Genomic DNA, 24,406 nt, shown 5'->3' on the forward strand with positions numbered 1-24,406 from the left:
CGCAGGCCCGCGCGGCCGGCTACCGCAGGCCGTCGATCGACTCCAAGAGGGCGGCGGTGACCGCCTCGGGCGTGCCCTCCCCGTCCACCACCGCCACCCGCTCCCCGGACGCCTCCACCCGGGCCAGGGCGAGCCGGTAGGCGCGGGCCACCTTCCGCTGGAAGGCGGGGACCTCGAAGATCTCGCGCTCCGCCGACGCGGCGTAGCGGCGGGCCAGCGCGGTGCGCGGCGAGACCTCGAGGAAGAGCGTCAGGTCGGGGGGCCGGGCGCGGGCGTTCAGCGCCGCCACCCAGGCCATGTCGCCCGTGGTGATCGACTGGTACGCCAGGCTGGACAGGGTGTAGCGGTCGCAGACCACGTCGGCGCCGCGCGCCAGGGCCGGCAGGATCTCGGCCTGGAGGTGGTCGAGCCGGTCCGCGGCGAAGAGGAGCGCCAGGGCGGACGGATCGAGCTCCTCGCCCCCGCCGCCCCGCAGCCGCCCCGAGAGCACGAGCCGCGCCTGCTGGCCCACCGGCCCGCGCGAGGGCTCGGCCGTGACCCGCACCTCGCGGCCGCGGGCCCGCAGCGCCTGCGCGAGCCGCTCGGCCTGGGTGGTGGTCCCGGAGCCGTCGAGCCCCTCGAGGACGAGGAAGCGCCCCGCCCCCTTCCCCCGTCCCCGGCTCACGCGTCGAGCCTCAGCTCGCGCCGGAGCGCCTGGAGCCGGACGAACTCGGCGTCCTCGACGCGCATCAGCGCGCGCGCCCGCAGGAAGGCGGCCGTGGCGAGGGCGGCGAGCACCAGGGCCGCCGCCAGCGCGAGGTAGAAGAAGAGCGGCGGGCCCTTGAAGAAGACCTTGTGCCGCGGCCCCCAGCGGTCGTAGGCGAGCTTGATCGACAGCCCGGCGGAGATGAAGGCGGCGAAGCCGACCAGGGCGCCCTTGCGGACGAAGTCGATCGAGCGGCGGGTGGAGAGGCGCGCGGCCAGCGCGTCGTGCTCGGCGCGCAGCGAGGCGGCGCCGGTGGCCTGCGAAGATGGGGTGGTGCTCATTCGGGGCGGACTCTACCCGCGGCCGAAACGAGCCGCAATCGCGTCCTCGACGCCGGCCAGGGTCGGCGCGACCCGGACCGAGCGGTTGGCGAGGCGCGGCGCCACGCCCTCGAGCGTCCCCTCGTGGTAGCCGACCTTGAACTCGGAGAACTTGAGGCCGTGCGCGGTGCTGATGACCACCACCCGCTCGCCCCTCCGGATCGTCCCGCGGGCGGCCAGCTTCTCCAGCACGGCCAGCGCCACCCCGGTGTGGGGGCAGGCGAAGGCGCCGGCGCGGTCGGCGCGGGCCGCGGCGTCGGCGAGCTCCTGCTCGCTCGCCTGCTCGACCAGCCCGTCGAGCGCGGCGAGGGCCCGCAGCGCCCGCTTCGCCGACACCGGCGCGCCGATCTGGATGGCCGAGGCGAGGGTCTTGCGGGCCTGCACCGGCACCACCTCCACCTCCGGGCCCGGCTTGCGGCCCGCCGCCGTCACGGCGAGGTAGAGCGGGTTGGCGTGCTCGGCCTGCGCCACCACCAGCCGCGGCAGCCGCTCGACGAGGCCGAGCTCCTTCATCATCGCGAAGCCCTTCCCCACCGCGCTCGCGTTCCCGAGGTTGCCGCCGGGGATCACGATCCAGTCGGGGGAGCGCCAGCCGAGCTGCTGGGCGAGCTCGAGCGAGAGCGTCTTCTGCCCCTCGATCCGGAGCGAGTTCATCGAGTTGGCGAGGTAGATGTCGGGGGTCTGCGAGAGCTCCTGGACCACCTTCATGCAGCCGTCGAAGTCGGTGTCGAGCTCGAGCACCAGCGCGCCGTTGGCGATGGGCTGGACGAGCTGCGCGGTCGAGACCTTGCCGCGCGGCAGGAGCACCACGCTCGGGATGCCGGCCGCGGCGCAGTAGGCGGCGAGCGCGGCGCTGGTGTCGCCGGTCGAGGCGCAGGCCACGGCGCGGATCGCCTTCCCGCGGGCCCGCATCTCCTTCACCGCCGAGACGAGGACCGTCATCCCGAGGTCCTTGAACGAGCCGGTGTGGGTGACGCCGCACTCCTTGAGCCAGACGTCGTCGAGCCCGAGCTCCGCGGCGTAGCGGTCGAGCCGGAGCAGCGGGCTGCCCCCCTCGTACATCGAGACCACGTTCTCCTCGGCGAGCTGCGGGTAGACCCACTCCTTCTTGCCCCAGACTCCGGAGCCGAGCGGCCAGGCGCCGCCGCGGAACCGCGCCTCGAAGAGCGCCTTCCAGGCCTCGGCCGGGCGCTGCTTCAGGGCGTCGAGGTCGTGCTCCACCTCGAGCAGCCCGCCGCAGCGGGCGCACCGGTAGACCACCTCGGTGAGGGGGGCGTGGAAGTCGCAGCCGTCGGCGCAGCGGAAGCGGGCGGAGAAGGTCGGGGTGGGCATGCGCGCTCCGGGAGAACGGTGGGGGTCGGACACTTTGCCGGGAGCGGAAAGCGAGCGCAAGGGGGTCCCGCGCGGCCCTGCGCGGGGGCGGTCGCGGCGCCGCCGCGGCCGCGGCGCGCTAGCCGGAGCGGCTCCGCCGCGCCCCGCAGGCGATACAGCGCTCCCCCTCGCCCGGCGTGCCGCAGCTCGGGCACGGGACCGGCGCGGCGCGCGGCGCGACGGGCGCGACCGGGTGGAGCACGGGGAGGCGCATGCCGCAGCGGCCGCAGAGCAGCTCGCCCGGGCTGGCCGGCGTGCGGCAGTACCGGCAGACGAGCACCGCCGGCACGGCCGTGGGCCGGTCGCCCGGGATCACGTCGGCGAGCGTGGGCTCGAAGTCGGCCAGCCGCTCGGCCGGGACCTCCACCGCCGCCGCGGCCGTCGGCTCGAGGTCGGGGATGGGCGCCGGCGCGGCGGCGCTCGCCTCGAAGCGGGTCGGCTCGAGCTCGGCGATCGGGGCCACCGCTCCCGACCGCGCCTCGTCGAGGGCGGTGGGCTCGAGCCACGCCTCGGGCGGCGCGGTCACCTCCCCGCCGGCGGGCCCGGGCCGGAACCGCTTGCCGCAGACCTCGCACTCGTCGGGCGAGACCTGGGCGTGCTCGCAGACCGGACAGACGATCATGGCGCCATCCTAGCAGAGCCCCGCCCCCGGACCGGTTCCCCCACGGGTGAGCGGCACGAACCGCACCGGGATGGTGCTCTTGACGGTGAGCTCGCCCGGCCCCGAGCGCTCGACCAGCGCCAGCACCTGGGAGTCGGCCTCCTGGCTGCCGATCGGCACGACCATCACGCCGCCGGGCGCGAGCTGGGCGGCGAGCTCCTCCGGCAGCTCGTCCGGCGCCGCGGTCACCAGGATCCGGTCGAAGGGCGCCTGCTCCGGCCAGCCCCGGCTGCCGTCCCCGATCCGGAGCCGCACGTTGCGGAGCCCGAGCTCGCCGAGGAGCACCTGCGCCGCCCGGGCCGCCAGCTCCGGCACGATCTCGACGGAGAAGACCTCGCGGGCGAGCAGGGCGAGGACCGCGGTCTGGAACCCGGAGCCGGTGCCGATCTCGAGGACGCGCTCCTCCCCGCCGAGCCGGAGGAGCTGGGTCATGTAGCCCACGATGAAGGGCTGCGAGATGGTCTGGCCGTGGCCGATCGGCAGCGGCCGATCCTCCTCCACGTCGGAGCGGCGGGCGCCCGGGACGAAGCGGCCGCGGTCGAGCCGCGCCAGCGCGTCGAGCACGCGCTCGTCGGCGATGCCCTGCGCGCGCAGCCGCTCGATCTCGTGAGGCCCCACGCCGGGAGCATAACGCGCCCGCCCCGCCCCCACCCCTCACCCCTCGGCGGGGCAGCCCGGGACCCTACCCCACCTGCGCCAGCGAGAGCCGCTGGGCCCAGCGCTCCGCCAGCGCCTCCGCGGCGGCGGCGTGCTCGGGGCGGGCGAGCTCCGGGTCGCCGGCGACCAGGGCGAACGCCTCCTCCCGGGCCTCGTCGAGGATGGCCTCGTCCCGGTAGAGGTCCGCCACCTCGAGGAAGCGCTGCCCCGACTGGCGGGTGCCGAGGAGCTCGCCGGGGCCGCGCAGCTTCAGATCGACCCGGGCGATCTCGAAGCCGTCCTGGGTGGCGGCCATGGCCTCGAGCCGCTCGCGCGCCTCGTCCCCGGCCTTCTTGAAGTGGGCGATGAGGAGGCAGTGGCTCTTCGCCGCCCCGCGCCCGACCCGACCGCGGAGCTGGTGCAGCTGGGAGAGCCCGAACCGCTCGGCGTGCTCCACGATCATCACCGAGGCGTTCGGGACGTCCACGCCCACCTCGATGACGGTGGTGGCCACCAGGATCCGCAGCTCGCCGGAGCGGAACCGGCCCATCACCGCGTCCTTCTCCTCGGCCTTGAGCTTGCCGTGCAGCAGGCCGACCGGGTGCGGCGCGAAGAGCTTCGCGATCTCCGCCGCGCCGCTGGTCGCGTCGGCGAGGTCGCTCTTCTCCGACTCGGCCACCAGCGGGTAGACCACGTACACCTGCCGGCCGGCGTCGAGCTCGCCGCGAGCGACCTGGTAGGCCTTGCGCCGCTGCGAGTCGCCGAACACCGCCGTCTCGACCGGGGTCCGGCCGGGCGGGAGCTCGGTGATCTTCGACTGGTCGAGGTCGCCGTAGAAGGCGAGCGCGAGGGTGCGGGGGATGGGCGTGGCGGTCATGACGAGCACGTCCGGCCGCCGCCCCTTCCCGATGAGCCCGGCCCGCTGCAGCACGCCGAAGCGGTGCTGCTCGTCCACCACCACGAGGCCGAGCCGCTCGAAGGAGACGTCCTCCTCGAGCAGGGCGTGGGTGCCGACGGCGATGCGCGCCCTCCCCTCCGCCACCGCCTGCCGCACCGCCTTCTGGCCCTTGCCGCGAGCCTGCGAGGTGACGAGCGCCACCTCCACCCCGGAGCCCTCGAGCCAGCCCGAGAGCGTGCGCGCGTGCTGGGCGGCCAGGATCTCGGTCGGCGCCATGAGCGCCACCTGGTAGCCCGAGCCGACGGCGAGCATCGCGGCCGCGAAGGCGACCGCGGTCTTCCCGGAGCCGACGTCGCCCTGGAGGAGCCGGTTCATCGGCTCGGGGCGCCCCATGTCGGCGGCGATCTCGCCGAGCGCCCGGGCCTGGGCGGCGGTGAGCGTGAACGGCAGCCGGGACACCGCCCGCGCGAGCGCGTCCGGCCCGGCGGCGAAGGCGATCCCGCTCTCCTGGCGCACGCCCTGCCGCTTGCGGGCGAGGGCGAGCTGCAGGAAGAAGAGCTCCTCGAAGATGAGCCGGCGGAAGGGGGCGCTGCCGCGGGCCGCGGCGGCGGCGAGGTCGGCGCCGGGCTCCGGGAAGTGGATGGCGCGGAGCGCCTCGGCCCGGCCGGCGAGGCCGCGCCGGCTGCGCACCGCAGCCGGGAGATCGTCCACCGCCTGCCCGGCGTACTCGTCGCAGAGCCGCTTCATCAGCTTGCGCAGCGCCGGGTGCTGGTAGTCGGCCGGGCCGGGGTAGACGGGCACCACCCGGCCCACGTTGGCGGAGTCGCCCGCCGAGAGCTTCTCGACCTCCGGCTGCGTCATCTGCCGGGCCCCGCCGAACCCCTCCGTCACCTTGCCGGTGGCGAGGATCGACTCGCCGGCGGCGAACTGCCTGGCGCGCCAGGGGGGCGGGTTGAAGAAGACGAGCTCGAGCTTGCCGGCGCCGTCGCTCACGCCGACCTTCAGCATCGGCTTGCCGGAGCGCATCCGCTGGGTCCGGACGTAGGTCACCTGGCCCGAGGCGGTCCCCTCCGCGCCGGGCCGCAGGGCGGCGATGGGATCGACGCGCGTCCGGTCCTGCCAGGCGCGGGGGAGGAACTCGAGCGCCTGCTCCACGGTGAGGTAGCCCCGCTCCTCGAGCAGCGCGCGGGGCGCCGGGTGGACCCGGGGGACGCGCGCGAGCGGCGTCTGCAGCAGGTGGCGCCGCTCGGCCCGCTCGGCGGCGGTGCGCGGGTCGGGGAGGATGGGCGCGGGGGCGGACGGGGGCCCGAGGGACGGCGGGACGGCGGCGGCTCCCGCGGCGGCGGGCGGGGCGCGCGTCGCCTCCCGTCGCGGCGCCGGCGGGGGGCCGACGGGAGCGGCGGGGCTGGCGGGAGCGGCGGGGCTGGCGGGAGCGGCGGGGCCGATGGGAGCGGCGGGGCTGGCGGGGCTGGCGGGGCTGGCGGATGCCGCCGGCCGCGCGCTCCGCGGGGCCGGGCCGGCGCGCGCGGCCGTGAGCCCGATGCGGGCCTTCCGCGCCAGCTCCTGCAGGTCGCCCGGGACCGGCACGAGCGCGGCGAGGTGGGCGGCGATGCGCCCGACCGCCTGCCGGCGGGCGGCGAGGTCGCGCGCCTCGAACGCGTCCCCCTCGCGGGCGAGCGCCAGGAGCTCGGGCGTGTCGGGCGCGCCGGCGGAGCGGGCGCGGGTCACGGCCCCGCGGACCAGCTCGCCGAAGCCGTGCAGGCGGGGCAGCGCGGCGAAGTCGTCGCGCACGGCGAAGCGGAGCGGCGCCACGAGCGCCTCGAGCTGGCGCCCCGGCGACTCCCGCGCCCCCTCCTGCAGGAGATCCTCCCCCCGTTCGTTCACGCCGCTCGAGTCTAGCGGGCGGGGGTGACAGCCGCCGTCGGGGCGCCGCGGCCCGGTCATGGCCCGGTCGGAGCCGCTACTCCGGCTCCGCCTCGTACTCCTCCTCGATGAACTCCACCGAGACGATCTCGTACTTGCGGGCGCCGCCGGGGGCCTGGATGGTCACCTCGTCCCCCTCGCTCCGCCCGATGATGCCGCGGGCGATGGGGCTCGTGACGCTGATCTTCCCCTGCTTGAGGTCGGCCTCGAGCTCGCCCACGATCCGGTAGACCACCTCGTCGCCGGACTGCGAGTCGTCGAGGGTGACGGTGGCGCCGAAGACCACCCGCTCGCCCGAGAGCTTCGACACGTCGATCACCTCGGCGCGGGCGATCCAGTCCTCGACCTGGAGGATGCGCCCCTCCACGTGGGACTGCTTGTCCTTGGCCGCGTGGTACTCGGCGTTCTCGGAGAGGTCGCCGTGGGCGCGGGCCTCGGCGATCTCCTTCACGATCTTGGGCCGCTCGACGTACTTGAGCCGCTTCAGCTCGTCCTTGAGCCGGGCGAGGCCGGCCTTGGTCATGGGAACGCGCGCGTCAGCCATCTCGATGTCCTTCCCAGCAGATCGATGCTGCCAAAAAACTTTAGCGGCCGCCCCGGAGCACGGAGCGGCCGCAACTGCGCAAATAGTGCAGGAGGGGCCCTGCCCTGTCAACTCGAACGGCGCGGGGAGATGCCGTGGTACTCCTGCAGCGAGCGGACGCCGGCGCGACCGGCCTTGGCCGCCTCCATCGCGCCCACCGCGGCGCGGGCCCCGGTGAGCGTGGTGAAGTACGGCAGCCCCTTCATCAGCGTCTCGCGGCGGATGGGGTAGCTGTCGGCGATGTCGCTCTTGCCGGCGGTGGTGTTGATCACGAACGCCACCTCGCCGTCCTTGATCCGGTCCACCACGTTGGGGCGCCCCTCCTTCACCTTGAGGACCACGCTCGCCTCGAGCCCGCGCTCCGCCAGGAAGGCGGCCGTGCCCTTGGTGGCGATGACCTCGAAGCCGAGCGCGACGAGCCGCTTCGCGAGCTCCACGATGCCGGGCTTGTCGGCGGCCTTCACCGAGACGAACACCCGCGACTTGCCGCCGGCGCCGGGGAGCGGCAGGGCGTTGCCCGCCGCCGCCTGCGACTTCCAGAAGGCGCTGTAGAAATCGCTCGCCACGCCCATCACCTCGCCGGTGGAGCGCATCTCGGGGCCGAGGACGGTGTCCACGCCGCGGAAGCGGGCGAACGGGAAGACCGCCTCCTTGACCGAGGTGTGCTTCGGGCGGGGGCTCTCGGTGAGCCCCTGCTCGCGCAGGGTCTTCCCGACCATGCAGAGGGCCGCCACCTTGGCGAGCTGCACCCCGGTGGCCTTGCCGACGAACGGCACCGTGCGGCTGGCGCGCGGGTTCACCTCGAGCACGTAGACCGTCTCGCCCTGGATGGCGAACTGCACGTTCATGAGCCCCTTCACCTCGAGCTCGCGGGCGAGGGCGATCGACTGCCGCTCGATCTCGGCGACGAGGTGCTGCGGCAGGCTGTAGGGCGGCAGGGCGCAGGCCGAGTCGCCGGAGTGGATCCCGGCCTCCTCGATGTGCTCCATGACGCCGCCCACCACCACGTCGGTCCCGTCCGAGACCACGTCCACGTCCACCTCGGCCGCGTCCTTGAGGAAGCGGTCAACCAGGACCGGGCGCTCGTTGGAGGCCTGCACCGCCTCGGTGAGGTAGGCGCCGAGGTCGGCGTCGTCGTAGACCACCTCCATGGCCCGGCCGCCGAGGACGTACGAGGGGCGCACCATGGTCGGGTAGCCGATGCGCCGGGCCACCGCGAACGCCTCGTCGGCGCTACGGGCCACGCCGTTCTCGGGCTGGCGGAGCTTGAGCCGCTCGATGAGGGCGGCGAAGCGCTCGCGGTCCTCCGCCCGGTCGATGGCGTCGGGGCTCGTGCCGAGGATGGGCACCCCGAGCTCGTGGAGCGGCACCGCCAGCTTGAGCGGGGTCTGGCCGCCGTACTGGACGATGAGGCCGAACGGCTTCTCCACGTGCACGATCTCGAGCACGTCCTCCAGCGTGAGCGGCTCGAAGTAGAGCCGGTCGCTGGTGTCGTAGTCGGTGGAGACCGTCTCCGGGTTGCAGTTGACCATGATGGTCTCGAACCCGGCCTGCCGGAGCGCGAAGCTGGCGTGCACGCAGCAGTAGTCGAACTCGATGCCCTGGCCGATGCGGTTCGGCCCGCCGCCCAGGATCATCACCTTCTCGCGGTCGGTGGGGGCGGCCTCGCACTCCTCCTCGTAGGTCGAGTAGAGGTACGGGGTGTAGGCCTCGAACTCGGCGGCGCAGGTGTCCACGCGCTTGAACACCGGGCGCACCCCGGCGGCGTGGCGGGCCTCGCGGGCCTCGCGCTCGGTCTTCCCGGCGAGCTGCGCGACGCGCTTGTCGGAGAAGCCCATGCGCTTCGTCTCGCGCCAGGCCTCGCGCCCGGCGGGGAGCCCCTCGGCGAGGAGCGCCTCGTGGGCCACGATCCCCGCCATCTCCCGGAGGAACCAGCGGTCGATGTGGGTGATGGCGTGGACCTCGTCCACGGTGAAGCCGGCGCGGAGCCCCTCGCCGACCCAGAAGATCCGGCCGGCGCGCGGGACCCGCATCTCCTCGCGGATCCGGTCGAGCTCGGCCTGCGTCCAGCCGTCGCCGGGCCGCTTGCCGAGCGGCGACTCGAGGCCGCAGCGGTCGATCTCGAGGCCGCGGAGCGACTTCTGGAGGCTCTCCTGGAAGGTGCGGCCGATGGACATCACCTCGCCCACCGACTTCATGGCGGTGGTGAGGGTGTCGTCGGCGCCCTTGAACTTCTCGAAGGCGAAGCGCGGCACCTTCGTGACCACGTAGTCGATGGTCGGCTCGAAGGAGGCCGGGGTCTCGCGGGTGATGTCGTTGCGGATCTCGTCGAGCGTGTAGCCGACCGCGAGCTTGGCGGCGATCTTGGCGATGGGGAAGCCGGTCGCCTTGGAGGCCAGCGCCGAGCTGCGCGACACGCGCGGGTTCATCTCGATGACCACCACCCGGCCGGTGGTGGGGTGCACGCCGAACTGGATGTTCGACCCGCCGGTGTCCACGCCGATCTCGCGGATGATCCGGACCGACATGTCGCGGAGGCGCTGGTACTCCTTGTCGGTGAGCGTCTGGATGGGGGCGACGGTGATCGAGTCGCCGGTGTGGACGCCCATCGGGTCGAAGTTCTCGATGCTGCAGATGATGACGACGTTGTCCGCCCGGTCGCGCATCACCTCGAGCTCGTACTCCTTCCAGCCGATGATCGACTCCTCGACCAGGATGGTGTGCGTCGGCGAGAGCATCAGGGCCCGCCGGGCGAGCTCGTCGAACTCCTCGCGGTTGTAGGCGACGCCGCCGCCCTCCCCGCCCATGGTGAAGCTGGGGCGGATGATGATGGGGAAGCCGATCCGCTCGGAGATCTCCTTCGCCTCCTCGAAGCTCGCCGCGTAGCCGCTCTTCGGCATCTCCACGTCGACGCGGGCCATGGCGGCCTTGAACAGCTGCCGGTCCTCGGCCTTCTCGATGGCCTCGAGCGAGGCGCCGATGAGCTGCACCCCGTGCCGCTCGAGCGCGCCGTTCTTGGCGAGCGCCACCGCGAGGTTGAGCGCCGTCTGGCCGCCCAGGGTGGGCAGGAGCGCGTCGGGCTTCTCGCGCGCCAGGATCTGCTCGGCGTACTCGGGCGTGATGGGCTCGACGTAGGTGCGGTCGGCGAAGCCCGGGTCGGTCATCACCGTGGCCGGGTTCGAGTTGAGGAGCACGACCTCGTACCCCTCCTCCTGGAGCGCCTTGCAGGCCTGGGTGCCGGAGTAGTCGAACTCGCAGGCCTGTCCGATGACGATCGGACCCGAGCCCACGATCATGATCTTCTTGATGTCTGTGCGGCGAGGCATGGCGGCGGAACCTAGCATGAAGCGGGGCCGTTCCGCAGCGCGGACGGCCCCGGGGGTTGAGCGGGACGGCGGAGGGGTCTAGCCGAGGGACTTCACCATCTCGGCCAGGCGGTCGAGCCCCTTGTCGATCTGCTCCATCGAGGTGGCGAACGAGAGGCGCATGAAGCCGGGGGCGCCGAAGGCGGAGCCGGGGACGGCCGCCACCTTGTGGGCCTCGAGGAGCTGCGCCACGAAGCGCTCGTCGTTGCCGAGCGGCTCCGCCTGCCCCGGCGCCTTGCGCGCGAGGAGCGCCCGGACGTCCGGGAAGACGTAGAACGCGCCCGAGGGCTCGTTGCACTTCACGCCCGGGATGGCGTTGAGCCGCTGGACGATGTGCTTGCGCCGGCCGTCGAAGGTCTGGCGCATCTTCTCGATCTCGGCCTCGAGCGGCAGGGTCAGGGCCGCGAGGGCGGCGTGCTGGGCGATGGAGGAGGCGTTGGAGGTGGAGTTGTCCTGGAGCTTCTGCATCGCGCTGACGAGCGCCTGCGGGCCGGCCGTCCAGCCGATTCGCCAGCCGGTCATGGCGTAGGTCTTGGAGACCCCGTTCACGATGGCCACCTGCTCGCGCAGCGAGGGGTCGAGGTCGAGGACGTTCTCGAACTTCCCCTTGTAGACGAGCTTGTCGTAGATGTCGTCGGAGACGACGAGGATGTCCTTGCCCTTGACCGCGGCGATGACCGTCTCGAGCGTGCGGCGCGAGAACATGGCGCCGGTCGGGTTGGAGGGGCTGTTGACGATGACGGCCTTGGTGCGGGCGGTGATGGCGCCCTGGATCTGCGCCGGGGTCGGCTCGAAGTCGCTCTCCGGCCCGGTCTGGACCAGCACCGGGGTGCCCTCGGCGAGGCGCACCATGTCGGCGTACGAGACCCAGTACGGGGTGAAGATCACCACCTCGTCGCCCGGGTTGAGGAGCGCCTGGAAGAGGTTGTAGAGGGCGTGCTTGCCGCCGCAGGAGACGAGCACCTCGGACGGCTTGTAGGCGACGCCGTGCTCGGCCTGGATGCGGGCCGCCACCGCCTCGCGGAGCTTGGGGATGCCGCCCGTGGGCGTGTACTTCGTGAACCCCGCCCCGATGGCCTTCACCGCCGCGTCCTTGATGGCCTGGGGCGTGTCGAAGTCGGGCTCGCCGGCGCCGAAGCCCACCACGTCCACGCCCTTGGCCTTGAGCTCGTTCGCCTTGGCGGTGATGGCGAGCGTGGGGGAAGGCTTCACACCGTCGAGACGCTGGGCAAGCTTCATGGCCGTGGGTTCTCCTCGGGGGGGGCGTGGGGGCCGGTCGCCCGGCCTATGTGGGGAAACGGCCGACCAGATTACCCGATTCCCGCGGGACCGGGAAGCGGCTCCGAGCGGCGAGGGGCCTGGCCCTCAGGGGCGCTTGCCGCCCCGCTCGGCGAAGCGGGCCTTCAGGCCGGCGAGGACGTTCGGGGGGACCATGCTCGAGACGTCGCCGCCGTAGCTCGCCACCTCGCGGACGAGCCGCGCCGAGACGTAGAAGTACCGCTCCCCGGTCATCACGAAGACGCTGTCGAACTCGGGGTCCAGCTTGCGGTTCATGTTGGCGAGCTGGAACTCGTACTCGAAGTCGGACACCGCGCGCAGCCCGCGGAGCACCGTGTGGATGCCCCGCCGCTTCGCGTAGTCGGTGAGCAGCCCGTCGAAGCTGTCCACCTCCACCCGCTGCTCGTCGCCGAGCGCGCCGCGGATGAGCGCCATCCGCTCCTCGAACGTGAAGAGCGGGGACTTGTCCCGGTTGTTCGCCACCGCCACCACCAGACCGTCGAAGATCTTGAGGCCGCGGTGGATGAGCGAGAGGTGACCGTTGGTGAGCGGATCGAAGGAACCGGGGTAGATGGCGACGCGCGACGGCATGGGACGGGGAGTATGGATCAGGCGCGGCGGTAGATCGAGATTCCCGTGTCGCCCCAGGCCCGCCGGTCCTCGAGCGCGAGCCCGTCCACCGGGTCCGCCGGCGGCCGCCGCGCGTCGTGCTCGGCGACCACCGTCCCGCCCGGCGCCATGACGCGGGAGACGAGGCCCAGGGCCGCGTCCGGGCCGTCGGCGTAGGGCGGATCGATGAAGCAGAGGCTGAAGCGCCCCTCCCCCAGCGCGGCGAGGGCGCGCTCCACCGCCGCCCGGCGCACCTCCACCCGGTCCTCGAACCCGCAGGCCCGCGCGTTGCGCAGGATGGCGTCGGCCGCCCCGCGGTCCGCGTCCACGCAGACGGCCGCCGCGCACCCCCGCGAGAGCGCCTCGAGCGCCAGCGCACCCGTCCCGGCGTACAGATCGAGGACCTCGCCCCCGTCGAAGAACTGCCCGAGCACGTTGAACACGGCGCCCCGGACCTTGTCGCTGGTGGGGCGGGTCCCCGCCCCGCGCGGCGCGACGAGCGCGCGCCCCCGGGCGCTGCCGGCGACGATCCTCATGGGTCGGAGCCTGTGAGGGAATCCTCGGACCGAGCCAGGCGAGCGAGACGCGAGCAGCGCAAGGCGCGACGACCGAGCATGCCGGAAGGTACGTGAGGGAGGAGCAAGGCGGCGATGCGACGCGGATCGTTCGCCGCGGCGACGGAAGGGGGTGTCTTCACAGGCTCTCAGTGCTCGTGGACGTCGTCGACGTGGGCATACTCGGCGCTCTCGATCTGGATGGTGGTGTGGTCGATGGCGAAGGCGCGGCGGAGGCGCGACTTCACGTCCTGGAGGATGGCGTCGTTGCGGCCGATCGACTCGGCGTGGACCACCACGTGCGCGGAGAGCGCGTAGAGGCCGCTGGAGATGGTCCAGATGTGGAGGTCGTGGACGGCGATGACCCCGTCGGCCTCCGCCATCTCCCGCTCCACCCGGTCCACGTCGAGGTGGGCCGGCACCGCCTCCATGAGGATGTGGGTGATCTCGAGCACGAGCCGCCCGGCGCCCCAGAGGATGAGCAGGGCGATGGCGAGCGAGAGGACCGGGTCCACCCAGGCGAGGTCGGGCCGGAGCCACATCAGCCCCGCCCCGCAGAGCACCGCCACCGAGGCGACCGCGTCCCCGAGCACGTGCAGGAACGCCGAGCGGGCGTTGATGCCGTGGTCGTGCTGCAGCCAGAAGAGGATGACGCCGTTCCCGGCCACGCCCACCACCGCGATGCCCGCCATGACCCCGAGGTCGATGTGCGGGTGCGGGGTGCGGAGCCGCTCCACGGCCTCCCAGGCGATCCACCCGGTGATGGCGAGGAGCGTGGCCACGTTCACCTGGGCCGCCAGCACCTCGAGCCGCCGGAAGCCGTAGGTCCGGCGGGGGTCGGCCGGGCGGGAGCCGAAGACGATGGCGAGGAGCGCCAGCGCCAGCGCGGCCACGTCGGTGAGCATGTGCCCCGCGTCGGAGAGGAGGGCCAGCGAGCCGGACAGCCAGCCGCCCACCGCCTCGGCGACCATGATGACGGCCGCCACGCCGAGCGAGACCGCCATGTTCCGGGCGCTCCCGTGCTCGGAGGGACCGTGGGCACCGGCGTGATGGGCGCTGGCGTGGTCGTGGTGCGCGTGACCCGCGTGGTGATGAGGGTGGTGTCCGTGCCCGGCCGTGATCGCCTCCGCCGCGTCGCTCTCCGTTGGCGCAGTGTACCCCCGTGTCCTAAGATCGCCCACGGTTCGCGTCAGCACGACCCGCGCCGCCCTCCCGAATGACCCCCGAGCCCTCCGACAGCGTGCACTTCGCCTCCGCGCGGGACGGCACCCGCCTCTTCTGGCGCGACGCCGGGGCCGGGGATCCCCCGATCGTGCTCAGCGACGGGATCGGCTGCGCCGGCTTCATCTGGAAGCGGCTCTTCCCGGCGCTCGCGGGCGGCCGCCGGGTCCTGCACTGGAACTACCGCGGCCACGGCCGGAGCGAGCGCCCGCGCGACCCGGACCGGATCTCGCTCCTCGACTGCGTGGACGACCTCTTCCGCGTGCTCGACGACGCCGGGATCGACCGCGCGGTGCTCGCCGGCCACTCGATGGGCGTGCAGGTCTCGCTCGAGGCGCACCGGCGGGACCGCTCGCGGGTCGCGGCGCTCGCGCTGGTCTGCGGCAGCTACGGACGGCCGCTCGACACCTTCCACGGGAACGACCTCCTCGCCCGCGCCTTCCCCTACGCGCGGCGGCTCGTGGACCGGTTCCCGGGCGCGGCCCGCTTCACCTTCGAGAAGCTCGTCCCGACCGAGCTGCTCTTCCAGTACGGCCGCTACCTCGAGGTGAACCGGAGGCTGGTGCGGCGGCAGGACCTCCTCCCCTACCTCGCCGACCTCTCGCAGATCGACCCGGTCCTCTTCGTGAAGCTCCTCGCCACCGCCTCGGTCCACGACGCCTCCGACCACCTGCCGCAGGTGGACGTGCCGACCCTGGTGGTCGCCGGCGAGCACGACACCTTCACGCCCATGTGGCTCTCGCTGCACATGCACGCCTGCATCCCGGGGAGCGAGCTGCTCGTCCTCCCCGGCGGCACCCACGTCGGGCCGCTGGAGCGGCCCGAGCTCCTGGCCGAGCGGATGGAGCGGTTCCTGCGCGAACGGCTCGGTGGGGCCCGCGCCGCGTGCTAACGTTCGTCGGCCGCGCCGGGCGCGGCGCGGGAGGTGGCCGGTGACGCCGGTGGACAAGGGGCAGTGGCTCGGCAAGCTCGACCTGTTCGCCGGGGCGCCGGAGGACGACCTCCTCGCCCTGGCCGCGGCCGTCGCCGAGGTGGAGGCCGCGGCGGGCGAGGTGCTGGCCCGCGCCGGCGAGCCCGGGGACGCGCTCCACCTGCTCGTCGAGGGCCGGCTCCGGGTCCGCGCCGGCGGCGCCAGCGTGGAGGTCCCGCCGGGACGCGCCTTCGGGGCGCTCGAGCTCTTCGCGCCCGGACCCTGGACCGCCACCGTCGAGGCGGCCGCCGCGAGCCGGCTGCTCCGGCTCTCCCGCCCGGCGCTCGAGCGGCTGCTCGCGGGCCGCCCCGCCCTCTCGCTGCGCCTGCTCGCGGCGCTCGCCGCCCGCGTCCGCTCGGCGCGGACGGGGCCGCCGTGAGGCGCCGCGACGCCTGGCGGGCCGGCGCGCTCGCCGCCGCGCTCCTGGGCGCCCTCCCGGCCCGCGCCTACGACGAGTGGGTCCACCAGCTCATCGGGCAGCAGGCGCTCCCGGCCGACCTCCCCCGCGACCTCGCGCCCCCGTCCCGCGGCGACCTCGAGGCCCTGCGGCGCGCCACCTGGGCGGCGGGCGCCGGTCACCCCGACCCGGCCGTCCGGCGCCGCTTCCTGGCGCGCTGGCCGACGGAGGCCGCGTTCGACGCCTGGGCCTGGAAGGAGCTCCTCGGGCTCACGCCGGAGGCGCGCGTCAGCGGGATCGACGCCCTGCCCCCCGCGCAGCCCGACGCGCGCGCCCTCGCCGCCGAGGAGGCCCGCGAGCCGGACGAGGACCGGCGCAACCAGGAGCGGTTCGCGCACGACGCCGCCCGCGACGTGCGGCGCGACGCCTGGGGCCGGCCCCTGCCCGCCGATCCGACCCAGCTCGACATGGGGGCGCTCACGGGGCTCTCCAGCCAGGCCTGGGCCCACTACGGCCTGCCCCGGATCGCCTTCTCCGAGGACCCGGAGGTGCTGAAGCGCGACCCGCGCCGGTTCGCCTGGCCGCGAACGGCCCGCGCCCTCGCGCCCGAGGAGGCGCAGTTGCACACCGATCTCGCGCTCGCGGCGGCGGCGCTCGGCACGCCGGGGGCGCGGGCGCTCTCCTTCGCCTACCTCGGCCAGGCGGAGCACTACCTCGCCGACGTCGCCAACCAGATCCACACCATCCAGGTCATCTACCCGTTCTTCGTCTCGGCGAAGCTCGAGTCGCTGAAGGAGGAGGCGCTCTCGCTCGGCGGGCTGCTCCGGGCCCGCCCCGGGTTCCTCGCCCTCGGCCTCGGCATCGTCAAGAACCACCACCTGTTCCTCGAGTCGCTCTGGGCCAAGCGGATGGCCGAGGCGATCGCCGGGCGGCCGGCCTCGCCCGAGGTCGAGGACGGGCTGCGCGCCCTCGGCCGCGGCGACGCGCCGCTCGAGGCGGCGCTCGACGCGCGGGGGCTCTCGCCCGACGGGCCCTTCGCGCTCGAGATCGGGCGCGCGGTGGTGGACGCCTCGAGCTTCGAGGGCGGGCCGGTGTACGAGGCCGCCCGGGCGATCGCCTCCCCGCGCCTCTCGCGCGCCGGCGTCGAGTTCGCCGGGGATCCGGACGCGTGGCTGCGCCGCCCGCCCGACCCCGCGGCCCTGGCGCGGTTCCACGCGCTCGAGGGACGCGGCTTCGCCCGCGCCGGCACCGCGCTGCGCCGGCACGCCGCCCTCTTCCGCGCCGCGGTGGCCGGGGCGGAGCGCTCGCCGGGAGGGCGCGAGCGGCTCCGCGACCTGGCGCTGGGGCGGCTCGTCTCGGGAGGGCTCGAGGCCCTCGAGGCGCGCGAGGCGCGGCTCGCCGCCTGGAAGCCCCGCCCGCCCGAGGCGCAGGGCATCGCCTGGGCCTGGCCCTGCGGCGCGGCCGGCCTCGCCGCGGCGCTGGCGCTCGTGGCCGTCGTCGTCGCACGGAGGCGCCGGGCCCGGCGCCGGAGGGAGCTCGCGTGAGCACGCCGTTCCGCACCATCGTCCTCGCCGCGCTCGCCGCGGCCCTCGCCGCCTGCGGCTCGACCGCGGCCACCCCCTCGACGCTCGCCCGGGTCCCGGTGGACGGCGCGCCCCAGCGCGGCCCCGCCGACGCCTGGGTCACGGTGGTCGAGTTCGCCGACTTCCAGTGCCCCTACTGCCGCGCCGAGGAGCCGGTGCTGGACGACATCCTCACGAGCTACGGCCCCTACATCCGGCTCGCCTTCAAGCACTACCCGCTCCCGCAGCACGCCAACGCGCGCCCCGCCGCCATCGCGGCGCAGTGCGCCTTCGAGCAGGGCCACTTCTGGGAGCTGCACGACCTGCTCCTCCAGACGGCCCTCGACGACTACGCGCTCCTCGCCGACGCGCGGCAGGTGGCCGGGCTCGACGTCCCGACCTGGCAGGCCTGCCTCGCCTCGGCCGAGGCGGCGGCGCAGGTGGACGCGGACGCGGCGCTCGGCGCGAGCGTCGGCGTGCCCGGGACGCCCACCTTCGTCGTGAACGGCGAGCTGGTCGTCGGGGCGGTGCCGGACGCGGTGCTGCGCGCGGCGGTGGACCGGGCGCTGGCCGCGGCGCAGGCGAGCGGGATCCCCGCGGCCGACTACTACCGGCGGGCCATCTTGGGTGAGTGAGGCAGCGCCTCATCGCTGCCAGACGCGCACCCAGTCCACCTCCATCCCGGGGCTCGAGTCGCCCTTCGGCCCGTAGCCGCCGTCGGGCACGTTGCCCGCCCAGTCGTGGTTCAGGATCTCGCAGGTGAGCAGCAGGTACTCGCTCCGCTGCGACACCGCGGTGCTGGTCCGCCAGAGCTCGTTCGCGTCCACGTAGAAGACGTACTGCGACTCGTCCCAGAGGACGCCGAAGGTGTGCCAGACGCCGTTCACGGGGCCGCCGTCGGGGAGCGGCGACCCGTGGTGCACGTCGGAGCGGTGGGCGCCGTAGCCGTCCCAGATGACGTTCTGCGAGACCCAGTCCCCGAGCTTCCAGCCGCTCTCGTCGATGAGCCGGTGCTCGACGACGTCGATCTCGGTCCCGGCACGCCCCGGGTCCCCGAGCGGATCGCCGATGGTGGGCGAGGTGAGCCAGAAGGCGCACCACTGCCCCGAGACGCCGTGGAACTTGATGCGGGCCTCGAAGTAACCGCGCGTCGCGTCGTACTTGCCGTACTCGGTCGAGAGGAACCCGGTCTTCTGGACGCCGTTCTCGGAGTAGGTGGAGATGCGCAGCACCCCGTCCTTCACGGTGACCGCGTCCGGCGTGTCCCGGGCCTCGCCGCGCCGCCAGTCGAAGACGTTCCAGCGCGTGCCGTCCACCTCGGCGCCGTCGAACTCGTCCGCCCAGACGAGCCGGTAGCCCGCCGGCAGCGCGACCGCCGGCTGGACCGCGGTGGGCCGCGCGGTCGGCGAGGGCGCGGGGGTGGGCGCCGGCGTGGCGCTCGCCGCAGGGGCCGGGGGTGGCGTCGGGCTCGGCGTGGGGGTTGGCGTAGCGGTTGGCGTGGGGGTCGCGGGAGCGGCGGGCGCGGGTGGGGGGCCGGGCTGCGGCGGCGAGGAGGCCGCCTCCGTCCCGGTCGAGCCCGCGCCCCCGCACGCCAGGAGCGAGGCCAGCCCCAGGGCGAGCGCCCGGTCCCTCCACGCCAGTCCGTCCGGCCCGCTCCGCATCCGCGCCTCCCTGCCCGGCACGGTACGCATCCGACGCTCGACCGGCCCCACCCGGAGGCGCGAGCGTCTCCCCTCGGCTCCCGATCGCGGGCGCCCCAGCCGCGGGGAGCCCGTTGCGCTACGCTCTCGACATGAAGCTCGTCGCGGTGGTCCGGACGCCTGAGCACCCCGAGGACGCGGCCAGGGCGGTCGCCGCGGCCACCGGCGTGACGCTGGCCGAGGGGAGGATGCGGCTGGCCCCCGAGCCCCCTGCCCTCGTGACCCGGGCCGAGGAAGGGCCGGCCGAGTCGCTCGTGGCCGCGCTCACCCGGTGCGGCGTGGCCGCGCTGGCCGTGGACGCCGCCGTCCCGACCGACGCGGACCGGGTCGTGGCGGACCGGTTCAGCCTCGAGAGCGCCGGGCTGTCCGTCCGGCCGGCGTTCGGTGAGGACGCGTTCCTCCCGTGGCCCGAGGTGCTGGCGATCCTGCGCGGCCTGCGCGCCTCGCGCACCCAGGTCGAGCGGGACCAGGCGACCCGCAGCTTCTCGGTCGGGCTGGCGGTGGCCACCGGCGGTCTGCGGATGACGCGCCAGACCGAGAAGACCGTCCGCTCGTCCGAGGAGACGGCCGAGCAGGTCATCCTGGTCTACGCGCGGGACGGCAGGTGCTTCCTCGTGTCCGAGCACCGGCTCGACGTCTCGTGCCTGGGGCCGGGGCTCCACCCGTCGAGCGCCGCGAACATGGCCGAGGTGGCGCGGCTGCTCCGGGCGAGGGCCCCGGCGGCCTTCCACGACGACCGGCTCCTGCGGCTCGGGCGCCGCCCGCTGCCCTTCGTCGCCGGCGGGGAGTCCCGGAGCACGCTCGGGACCACGACGGTGACGCGCACCGACAGCCGGGGCTCCCTGGACGTGCTCGCCGAGGTGATGCGGCGGGCCGTGGCGCTCGGGCTGCTGCCGTAGCGGCCTGCCGGGAGCCGGGGGGGGCGCGGGCGCCCCGGAGACGGAGAAGGCGGCCACAGGTGGCCCGAATGGGACCCGTGACCGCCTTCGGAGTGCTCGAAACCTGGAGCCGACACCCAGATTTGAACTGGGGACCTACTGATTACGAATCAGTTGCTCTACCAACTGAGCTATGTCGGCGAAGCGCCGCGTTGTTTAGCATCGCCCGCGCGGGGCCGCAAGGGTCCGTCGCACGCCTCCTCACCCTTTGCCGCGGCGCGGCGGGACCTACCTTGTGGCATGGCCAGGATGCGAAGGAACGACTCGAAGGCGGCCCTCTCCCAGCAGCGCGCGGAGGTGAGGCGGGGCGCCTACGGCAAGCAGCACGTCGGCGACGACGCGGGGAGCTCGGCGGCCCGGGAGGCGATGCGCGATCGGGTTCACCGGATGCGCGAGGTCGCGGAGGCGACCGAGCGGGCGGAGCGGCTGTCGCAGGAGCCGATCGTCCGGCTGGTGGGGCACCTCGCGAGCGACAGCGTGCGCCTCGCGATGGCCTGGCTGCGGCTGCCGCTGCGGGTGCTCGAGGCGGTGGCGCGGCGCGGCCAGCGGGCGCCGGCCTGAGGGGGGCCGCCCCGGAGCTCAGGCGGTGCGCGCCCGGCCCGATCGGGTGGGCCGACCGCTCGCTGGACCGGGTGGAGGACGACCCCTCCCCCCGAGGCACACGGCTCGAACTGCCGGACTGCGCCGGCTGGCCTTAGAACTAGGGCAGCGCCCGGTTCGACGGGCTTTCTGGCGCAGGGTGCAAATACCGCCGCCAGCCCGTTCCGCGCGCCCGAGGGAGCGTCCATGCGCAAGGAACGGAAGTCCTTCTACGACGAGGCGATGGAGGCGTTCCACCGCGCCGCCGATCTCATCCGCCTCAACCCCCGCGTGAGGCTCGAGCTCGAGGAGCCCGACTTCGAGCACATCTTCTACGTCACCATCGAGCTGCGGGACCGGCTCGTGCCGCTCGGCCCCGAGGACGAGGCGAGCTACCGCGACCTCCCCGCCTCGTCCATGCAGGCGGCCGACGCGCTCGAGCCGCTCGCGAACGGCAGCTTCGTCTTGCACCGCCGCGCCCTGCTCGACGCCGACATCACCATGCGCCGCGGCGTCATCCGCATCCCGGGCAAGGGGCTCTTCCGGTTCGAGAAGGGCGGCCCGCGCAGCTTCAAGGCCTACCGCATCCAGCACAACCAGGCCCGGGGGCCGTACAAGGGCGGCGTGCGCTACCACAAGGAGGTCTCGCTCGACCTCTTCAAGGCGCTCGCGGCCGACATGACCTGGAAGACCGCCATCGCCGAGGTGCCCTTCGGCGGCGCCAAGGGCGGCATCCGGGTCGATCCGCTCCAGCACTCCAAGGAGGAGCTCGAGCACCTCACGCTCCGCTACATGTACAAGCTCAAGAACCTCGTCGGCCCGTACCTCGACATCCCCGCGCCGGACGTGAACACCAACGGCCAGATCATGGCCATCATGATGCGCCAGTACACCGACGGCGAGCGCGAGCGCCACTCGATGCGCGGCGTCGTCACCGGCAAGGACGTGCGCATCGGCGGCTCCGAGGGGCGCGTCAAGGCGACCGGCCAGGGCGTGGTCTACTGCATCGAGGAGTGGGCGCGCGAGCGCCAGTTCCCGCTCGCCTCGGCGCGCGTGATCATCCAGGGCTTCGGCAACGTCGGCTCCTGGGCGGCGGAGATCCTCGCAGAGAAGGGCTGCAAGATCGTGGCGGTGAACGACGCCTTCGGCTCCGTCGCCAACGAGGCCGGGCTCGACGTGCCGGCGCTGGTGCGCTGGGTGTACGACAACCCCGAGAACCTGCGGCGCACCGTCCTCGGGTTCCCGGGGGCCACCGCGATCTCGCGGGAGGACTTCTGGGCCGCCCCGGCCGACATCGCCATCCCGGCGGCCCTGGGGCAGCAGATCGACGGCCGGGTCGCGGAGGTCCTGAAGGTTCGGCTCGTGGCGGAGGCGGCCAACGGCCCCACCACCGCGGACGGGGAGCGCGTCCTCGCCTCCCGCAAGATCGACCTCATCCCCGACGTCATCTGCAACGCCGGCGGCGTGACCGTCTCCTACTACGAGTGGCTCCAGAACCAGCGGCTCGAGCACTGGAGCGAGGCGGAGGTGGACGCGCGCCTGGAGCGGGCCATCAAGGCCAACTACGGGCTCATCCGCGACATCGCCCGGGACACGCCGCAGAAGACGGCGCTCCACGACTCGCGGTCGTACTGCGTGGGGCGGAAGCTCGACATGCGGACGGCGTCGATGGTGCTCGCGCTGAAGCGCATCGCGGCGCACTACGAGCTGGAGGGGTTCAGCCAATAGGAAGAGGGCGGCCAGGGCCGCCCCCCTCCTCACCCCGGGCTCGGGCCTGGGCTACTTCTTGGTCTCGCCGCCGCCCAGCTTCACCGGCACGAAGAAGGCGTTCGGGCCGCGCCGGATCCGGAGCGCCACGGTCTGCCCGGGCTTGAGCCCGGCGAGCACCTTGGCGAGCTGGTCGGGCGCCGACACCGCCTGCCCCTTCACCTCGAGGATGACGTCGCCGCGCTGCAGGCCGGCGCGCTCGGCCGGGCCGTCGCTCACGACGTCGGAGACGACCACGCCGCCGTCCCCGGCCGCCCCGAGCTGCTTCGCGATCTCCGGCGTGAGCGAGGTCACCTTGACGCCGAGCTTGGCCTGGCTCTTCGCCGCCGGCGCGCCGGCCTCGTCGCCCTCCTCCTCGCCGCCGAACTCGCCGCGCGCGAGCGCCTCGTCGCTCTCGGGCCGCGTCGCCACCGTGACGTGGAAGTCCTTCTTGGACCCGCCGCGGAGCACGCTCAGCGAGGCCTTGCCGCCGGGCGGGATCACCGCCACGCCGCGGGTGAGCTGGCCGGAGGACTCGATCGGCTTGCCGTTCAGCGCCACCACCACGTCGCCGGCCTTGATGCCGGCCTTGGCGGCGGGGGCGTTCGGCACCACCTGCTGCACCACCGCGCCGCGGGTGTCGGGGTTGAGCCCGAAGCCCTCGGCGAGGTCGGGCGACAGCTCGCTGACGGAGACGCCGAGGTAGCCGCGGGTCACCTTCCCCTTGGCGAGGAGCTGCGGGATGATCTGCTTCGCCATGTTGACCGGCACCGCGAAGCCGATGCCCTGCCCGATCTGCGGCGAGACGATGGCGGTGTTGATGCCCACCACCTCGCCGCGCAGGTTGAAGAGCGGGCCGCCCGAGTTGCCGGGGTTGATGGCGGCGTCGGTCTGGATGAAGTCGTCGTAGGTGCCGGACGAGCCGGGGTTGATGGCGCGGTCCTTCGCCGAGACCATGCCGAAGGTGGCCGACTCGCGCAGGCCGAGCGGGTTGCCGAGGGCCAGCACGAAGTCGCCCTGCTCGAGCCGGTCGGAGTCGCCGAGCACCACCGTGGGCAGCCCCTTCGGCGCGTCCTCGAGCTTGATGAGCGCGACGTCGGTCTGCGGGTCCTTGCCTATGACCTTGCCGGCGTACTCGTGGTTGTCGGAGAGCTTCACCCGGATGTCGGTCGCGTCCTTCACCACGTGGTTGTTGGTGAGCACGTAGCCGTCGGCGTTGATGATGAAGCCCGAGCCGAGGCTGTTCGACTTGAAGTCCTCCGGCTGCTGCGGCTGGCCGAAGTACCGCTCGAAGAACTGCTCCCAGTCGCCCTCCCCGCCCGGCCCGCCGGGCTGGCCCGGCATCCCGTGGGGCGCGGCGCCGCCCCCGCGCCGCAGCGTCCGGTGCGGGTTCTTGGTCACCGTGGTGACCGAGATGTTCACCACCGCCGGCTTCAGCGTCTTGATGAGCGGGGCGAGGGAGCCCTGGTTCGGGACCTGGACGGCGGGCGCGGCCTGCTGGCCGGGATCGCGCCAGAGCTGCTGCCCGCCGGCGTCGGCGCGGCCCTGGGCGGCCGAGTAGCAGGCCACGAGGGCGAGCGTGAGGAGGAACGAGAGGATGGCGAAGCGCCGCATGGTCCTGCTCCTGTGGGTGTTCAGGTGGTCGTCCGACCGTGGGAGACAGCCGGTAGACAGTCGAGCCGAGATTCTATTCCCGGACCTCTCCGGGTGCAGGGCTCGTGACAATCCGTCACGCGCGGGCGAGCCGTCCGACGCGGACCCGGGCCGGGCGGAGCACCCGCTCGCCGATGCGCCAGCCGCTCCGGACCTCCTGCACGACCTGGTCGTCCTGGGACTCGTCGGCGACCGGCACCACGTCGACGGCCTCGGCGACCGCCGGGTCGAAGCGCTGGCCGACCAGCGCGAGCCGGGTGGCGCCGAGCTCGGCGACGCGCTTCGAGAGCGCCTGGTGCGTCAGGCGGACCCCCTCCGCCAGCGGCCCCTGGCTGCCGTGCGCGGCCGCGAGCGCCCGGTCGAGCTCGTCGAGCCCCTCCAGCAGGGCCTCGACGATCTTGAGCCGCTCGGCCTCGAGGACGCGGGTGCGCTCCCGCTCCATCCGGGCCCGGTAGGCCTTGGTCTCCTCCACCAGCGCCGCGTAGGCGCGGGTGAGCTCGTCGATGCGGGCGGCCTGGGCCGACAGCCGCGCGTCGCGGTCGTCGGGCGGGGCGCCGCCCTGCTCCGGCCGGGGCGGCGCGCCGGCGCCGGGCTCGGGGTCCTGTCGGGGGTCGTTCTGGAACGCTCCGGGCTGCTGCTCTTCGGGCATGAAGCTCCTCCGGCGGCGTAACCTAACCAGCCCTCCGGGGCTGTCAAA

General features: G+C 74.1%; 22 protein-coding genes and 1 tRNA gene. 7 read left to right on the forward strand and 16 right to left on the reverse strand.

Annotation, left to right across the window (positions count from 1 at the left end; translation table 11 throughout):
* Positions 1-19 precede the first annotated feature (19 nt).
* The 12 genes from tmk to AMPC_RS04035 form a co-directional block, all read right to left on the reverse strand.
* Complete coding sequence (gene tmk, locus AMPC_RS03980) at positions 20-664, reverse strand: dTMP kinase (RefSeq protein WP_248344507.1); 645 nt, start codon at positions 662-664, stop codon at positions 20-22.
* On the reverse strand, positions 661-1,026 hold the full coding sequence (locus AMPC_RS03985; RefSeq protein WP_248344508.1) for a hypothetical protein: 366 nt from the start codon (positions 1,024-1,026) through the stop codon (positions 661-663). The genes tmk and AMPC_RS03985 overlap by 4 nt, the downstream gene beginning before the upstream one ends.
* 12 nt (positions 1,027-1,038) lie before the next feature.
* Positions 1,039-2,397, reverse strand: coding sequence for a threonine synthase (thrC, locus tag AMPC_RS03990; protein ID WP_248344509.1), 1,359 nt, complete (start codon positions 2,395-2,397; stop codon positions 1,039-1,041).
* A 118-nt stretch (positions 2,398-2,515) separates the two neighbouring features.
* A complete protein-coding gene (locus AMPC_RS03995; protein WP_248344510.1) occupies positions 2,516-3,058 on the reverse strand; it encodes a hypothetical protein in 543 nt (180 codons plus the stop codon).
* 9 nt (positions 3,059-3,067) lie between these two features.
* Positions 3,068-3,715 carry a protein-L-isoaspartate(D-aspartate) O-methyltransferase gene (locus tag AMPC_RS04000; RefSeq protein WP_248344512.1) on the reverse strand — a complete coding sequence of 216 codons (648 nt, stop codon included), beginning with the start codon at positions 3,713-3,715 and terminating at the stop codon, positions 3,068-3,070.
* A 64-nt stretch (positions 3,716-3,779) separates the two neighbouring features.
* Positions 3,780-6,515 (reverse strand): ATP-dependent DNA helicase RecG, encoded by a 2,736-nt coding sequence (recG, locus tag AMPC_RS04005; protein WP_248344513.1) that lies wholly within the window; start codon positions 6,513-6,515, stop codon positions 3,780-3,782.
* Positions 6,516-6,591: 76 nt separating this feature from the next.
* A complete protein-coding gene (gene greA / locus AMPC_RS04010; RefSeq protein ID WP_248344514.1) occupies positions 6,592-7,098 on the reverse strand; it encodes a transcription elongation factor GreA in 507 nt (168 codons plus the stop codon).
* Between the two features lie 107 nt (positions 7,099-7,205).
* Entirely contained in the window at positions 7,206-10,463 is a 3,258-nt protein-coding gene (gene carB / locus AMPC_RS04015; protein WP_248344516.1) for a carbamoyl-phosphate synthase large subunit, read from the reverse strand.
* A 78-nt stretch (positions 10,464-10,541) separates the two neighbouring features.
* Positions 10,542-11,741, reverse strand: coding sequence for a pyridoxal phosphate-dependent aminotransferase (locus AMPC_RS04020; protein WP_248344519.1), 1,200 nt, complete (start codon positions 11,739-11,741; stop codon positions 10,542-10,544).
* 126 nt (positions 11,742-11,867) lie between these two features.
* The gene (gene coaD / locus AMPC_RS04025; protein ID WP_248344521.1) at positions 11,868-12,371 is read right to left on the reverse strand and encodes a pantetheine-phosphate adenylyltransferase; all 504 of its coding nucleotides are present in this window, start codon (positions 12,369-12,371) and stop codon (positions 11,868-11,870) included.
* A 17-nt stretch (positions 12,372-12,388) separates the two neighbouring features.
* Entirely contained in the window at positions 12,389-12,925 is a 537-nt protein-coding gene (rsmD, locus tag AMPC_RS04030; protein WP_248344523.1) for a 16S rRNA (guanine(966)-N(2))-methyltransferase RsmD, read from the reverse strand.
* Between the two features lie 167 nt (positions 12,926-13,092).
* Positions 13,093-13,947, reverse strand: coding sequence for a cation diffusion facilitator family transporter (locus AMPC_RS04035; protein WP_248344525.1), 855 nt, complete (start codon positions 13,945-13,947; stop codon positions 13,093-13,095).
* 212 nt (positions 13,948-14,159) lie between these two features.
* Between AMPC_RS04035 and AMPC_RS04040 the strand changes: the two genes are divergently transcribed.
* The 4 genes from AMPC_RS04040 to AMPC_RS04055 are packed head-to-tail and all read left to right on the forward strand — an operon-like array spanning position 14,160 to position 17,728.
* Positions 14,160-15,056: an alpha/beta fold hydrolase gene (locus AMPC_RS04040; RefSeq protein WP_248344527.1), complete on the forward strand. Its 897-nt coding sequence runs from the start codon at positions 14,160-14,162 to the stop codon at positions 15,054-15,056.
* 40 nt (positions 15,057-15,096) lie between these two features.
* Positions 15,097-15,513 carry a cyclic nucleotide-binding domain-containing protein gene (locus tag AMPC_RS04045; RefSeq protein WP_248344529.1) on the forward strand — a complete coding sequence of 139 codons (417 nt, stop codon included), beginning with the start codon at positions 15,097-15,099 and terminating at the stop codon, positions 15,511-15,513.
* Positions 15,510-17,075 carry a hypothetical protein gene (locus AMPC_RS04050; RefSeq protein ID WP_248344531.1) on the forward strand — a complete coding sequence of 522 codons (1,566 nt, stop codon included), beginning with the start codon at positions 15,510-15,512 and terminating at the stop codon, positions 17,073-17,075. The genes AMPC_RS04045 and AMPC_RS04050 overlap by 4 nt, the downstream gene beginning before the upstream one ends.
* On the forward strand, positions 17,072-17,728 hold the full coding sequence (locus AMPC_RS04055) for a DsbA family protein (protein ID WP_248344532.1): 657 nt from the start codon (positions 17,072-17,074) through the stop codon (positions 17,726-17,728). Before AMPC_RS04050 ends, AMPC_RS04055 begins: the two co-directional genes overlap by 4 nt.
* A 9-nt stretch (positions 17,729-17,737) precedes the next feature.
* Here the strand turns inward: AMPC_RS04055 and AMPC_RS04060 are convergent, their stop codons facing one another.
* Positions 17,738-18,775, reverse strand: coding sequence for a glycoside hydrolase family 16 protein (locus AMPC_RS04060; protein ID WP_248344533.1), 1,038 nt, complete (start codon positions 18,773-18,775; stop codon positions 17,738-17,740).
* A gap of 110 nt (positions 18,776-18,885) precedes the next feature.
* On the opposite strand from AMPC_RS04060, the gene AMPC_RS04065 reads away from it, so the two are divergent.
* Positions 18,886-19,692, forward strand: coding sequence for a hypothetical protein (locus AMPC_RS04065; RefSeq protein ID WP_248344535.1), 807 nt, complete (start codon positions 18,886-18,888; stop codon positions 19,690-19,692).
* Between the two features lie 104 nt (positions 19,693-19,796).
* Here the strand turns inward: AMPC_RS04065 and AMPC_RS04070 are convergent.
* Positions 19,797-19,872 (reverse strand) — tRNA-Thr (locus AMPC_RS04070).
* A gap of 108 nt (positions 19,873-19,980) precedes the next feature.
* Here AMPC_RS04070 and AMPC_RS04075 point away from each other — a divergent pair.
* The gene (locus AMPC_RS04075) at positions 19,981-20,292 is read left to right on the forward strand and encodes a hypothetical protein (protein ID WP_248344536.1); all 312 of its coding nucleotides are present in this window, start codon (positions 19,981-19,983) and stop codon (positions 20,290-20,292) included.
* Positions 20,293-20,517: 225 nt separating this feature from the next.
* Complete coding sequence (locus AMPC_RS04080; protein WP_248344537.1) at positions 20,518-22,038, forward strand: Glu/Leu/Phe/Val family dehydrogenase; 1,521 nt, start codon at positions 20,518-20,520, stop codon at positions 22,036-22,038.
* Between the two features lie 51 nt (positions 22,039-22,089).
* Here the strand turns inward: AMPC_RS04080 and AMPC_RS04085 are convergent, their stop codons facing one another.
* The gene (locus AMPC_RS04085) at positions 22,090-23,670 is read right to left on the reverse strand and encodes a trypsin-like peptidase domain-containing protein (protein WP_248344538.1); all 1,581 of its coding nucleotides are present in this window, start codon (positions 23,668-23,670) and stop codon (positions 22,090-22,092) included.
* 115 nt (positions 23,671-23,785) lie between these two features.
* Positions 23,786-24,358, reverse strand: coding sequence for a nucleotide exchange factor GrpE (locus AMPC_RS04090; RefSeq protein ID WP_248344539.1), 573 nt, complete (start codon positions 24,356-24,358; stop codon positions 23,786-23,788).
* Positions 24,359-24,406 lie beyond the last annotated feature (48 nt).

Origin of the sequence: Anaeromyxobacter paludicola, assembly GCF_023169965.1 — a bacterium.
Lineage (GTDB): Bacteria > Myxococcota > Myxococcia > Myxococcales > Anaeromyxobacteraceae > Anaeromyxobacter_B > Anaeromyxobacter_B paludicola.

Bases quoted from the DNA above. Each gene is read 5' to 3' on its own strand.
- AMPC_RS03995 (WP_248344510.1), bottom strand. From the start codon at position 3,058: ATGATCGTCTGTCCGGTCTGCGAGCACGCCCAGGTCTCGCCCGACGAG.
- AMPC_RS04065 (WP_248344535.1), top strand. From the start codon at position 18,886: ATGAAGCTCGTCGCGGTGGTCCGGACGCCTGAGCACCCCGAGGACGCG.
- AMPC_RS04075 (WP_248344536.1), top strand. From the start codon at position 19,981: ATGCGAAGGAACGACTCGAAGGCGGCCCTCTCCCAGCAGCGCGCGGAG.
- AMPC_RS04080 (WP_248344537.1), top strand. From the start codon at position 20,518: ATGCGCAAGGAACGGAAGTCCTTCTACGACGAGGCGATGGAGGCGTTC.
- coaD (WP_248344521.1), bottom strand. From the start codon at position 12,371: ATGCCGTCGCGCGTCGCCATCTACCCCGGTTCCTTCGATCCGCTCACC.
- rsmD (WP_248344523.1), bottom strand. From the start codon at position 12,925: ATGAGGATCGTCGCCGGCAGCGCCCGGGGGCGCGCGCTCGTCGCGCCG.
- thrC (WP_248344509.1), bottom strand. From the start codon at position 2,397: ATGCCCACCCCGACCTTCTCCGCCCGCTTCCGCTGCGCCGACGGCTGC.
- AMPC_RS04040 (WP_248344527.1), top strand. From the start codon at position 14,160: ATGACCCCCGAGCCCTCCGACAGCGTGCACTTCGCCTCCGCGCGGGAC.
- AMPC_RS04085 (WP_248344538.1), bottom strand. From the start codon at position 23,670: ATGCGGCGCTTCGCCATCCTCTCGTTCCTCCTCACGCTCGCCCTCGTG.
- carB (WP_248344516.1), bottom strand. From the start codon at position 10,463: ATGCCTCGCCGCACAGACATCAAGAAGATCATGATCGTGGGCTCGGGT.
- AMPC_RS04035 (WP_248344525.1), bottom strand. From the start codon at position 13,947: ATGGCGGTCTCGCTCGGCGTGGCGGCCGTCATCATGGTCGCCGAGGCG.
- AMPC_RS04020 (WP_248344519.1), bottom strand. From the start codon at position 11,741: ATGAAGCTTGCCCAGCGTCTCGACGGTGTGAAGCCTTCCCCCACGCTC.
- greA (WP_248344514.1), bottom strand. From the start codon at position 7,098: ATGGCTGACGCGCGCGTTCCCATGACCAAGGCCGGCCTCGCCCGGCTC.
- AMPC_RS03985 (WP_248344508.1), bottom strand. From the start codon at position 1,026: ATGAGCACCACCCCATCTTCGCAGGCCACCGGCGCCGCCTCGCTGCGC.
- AMPC_RS04090 (WP_248344539.1), bottom strand. From the start codon at position 24,358: ATGCCCGAAGAGCAGCAGCCCGGAGCGTTCCAGAACGACCCCCGACAG.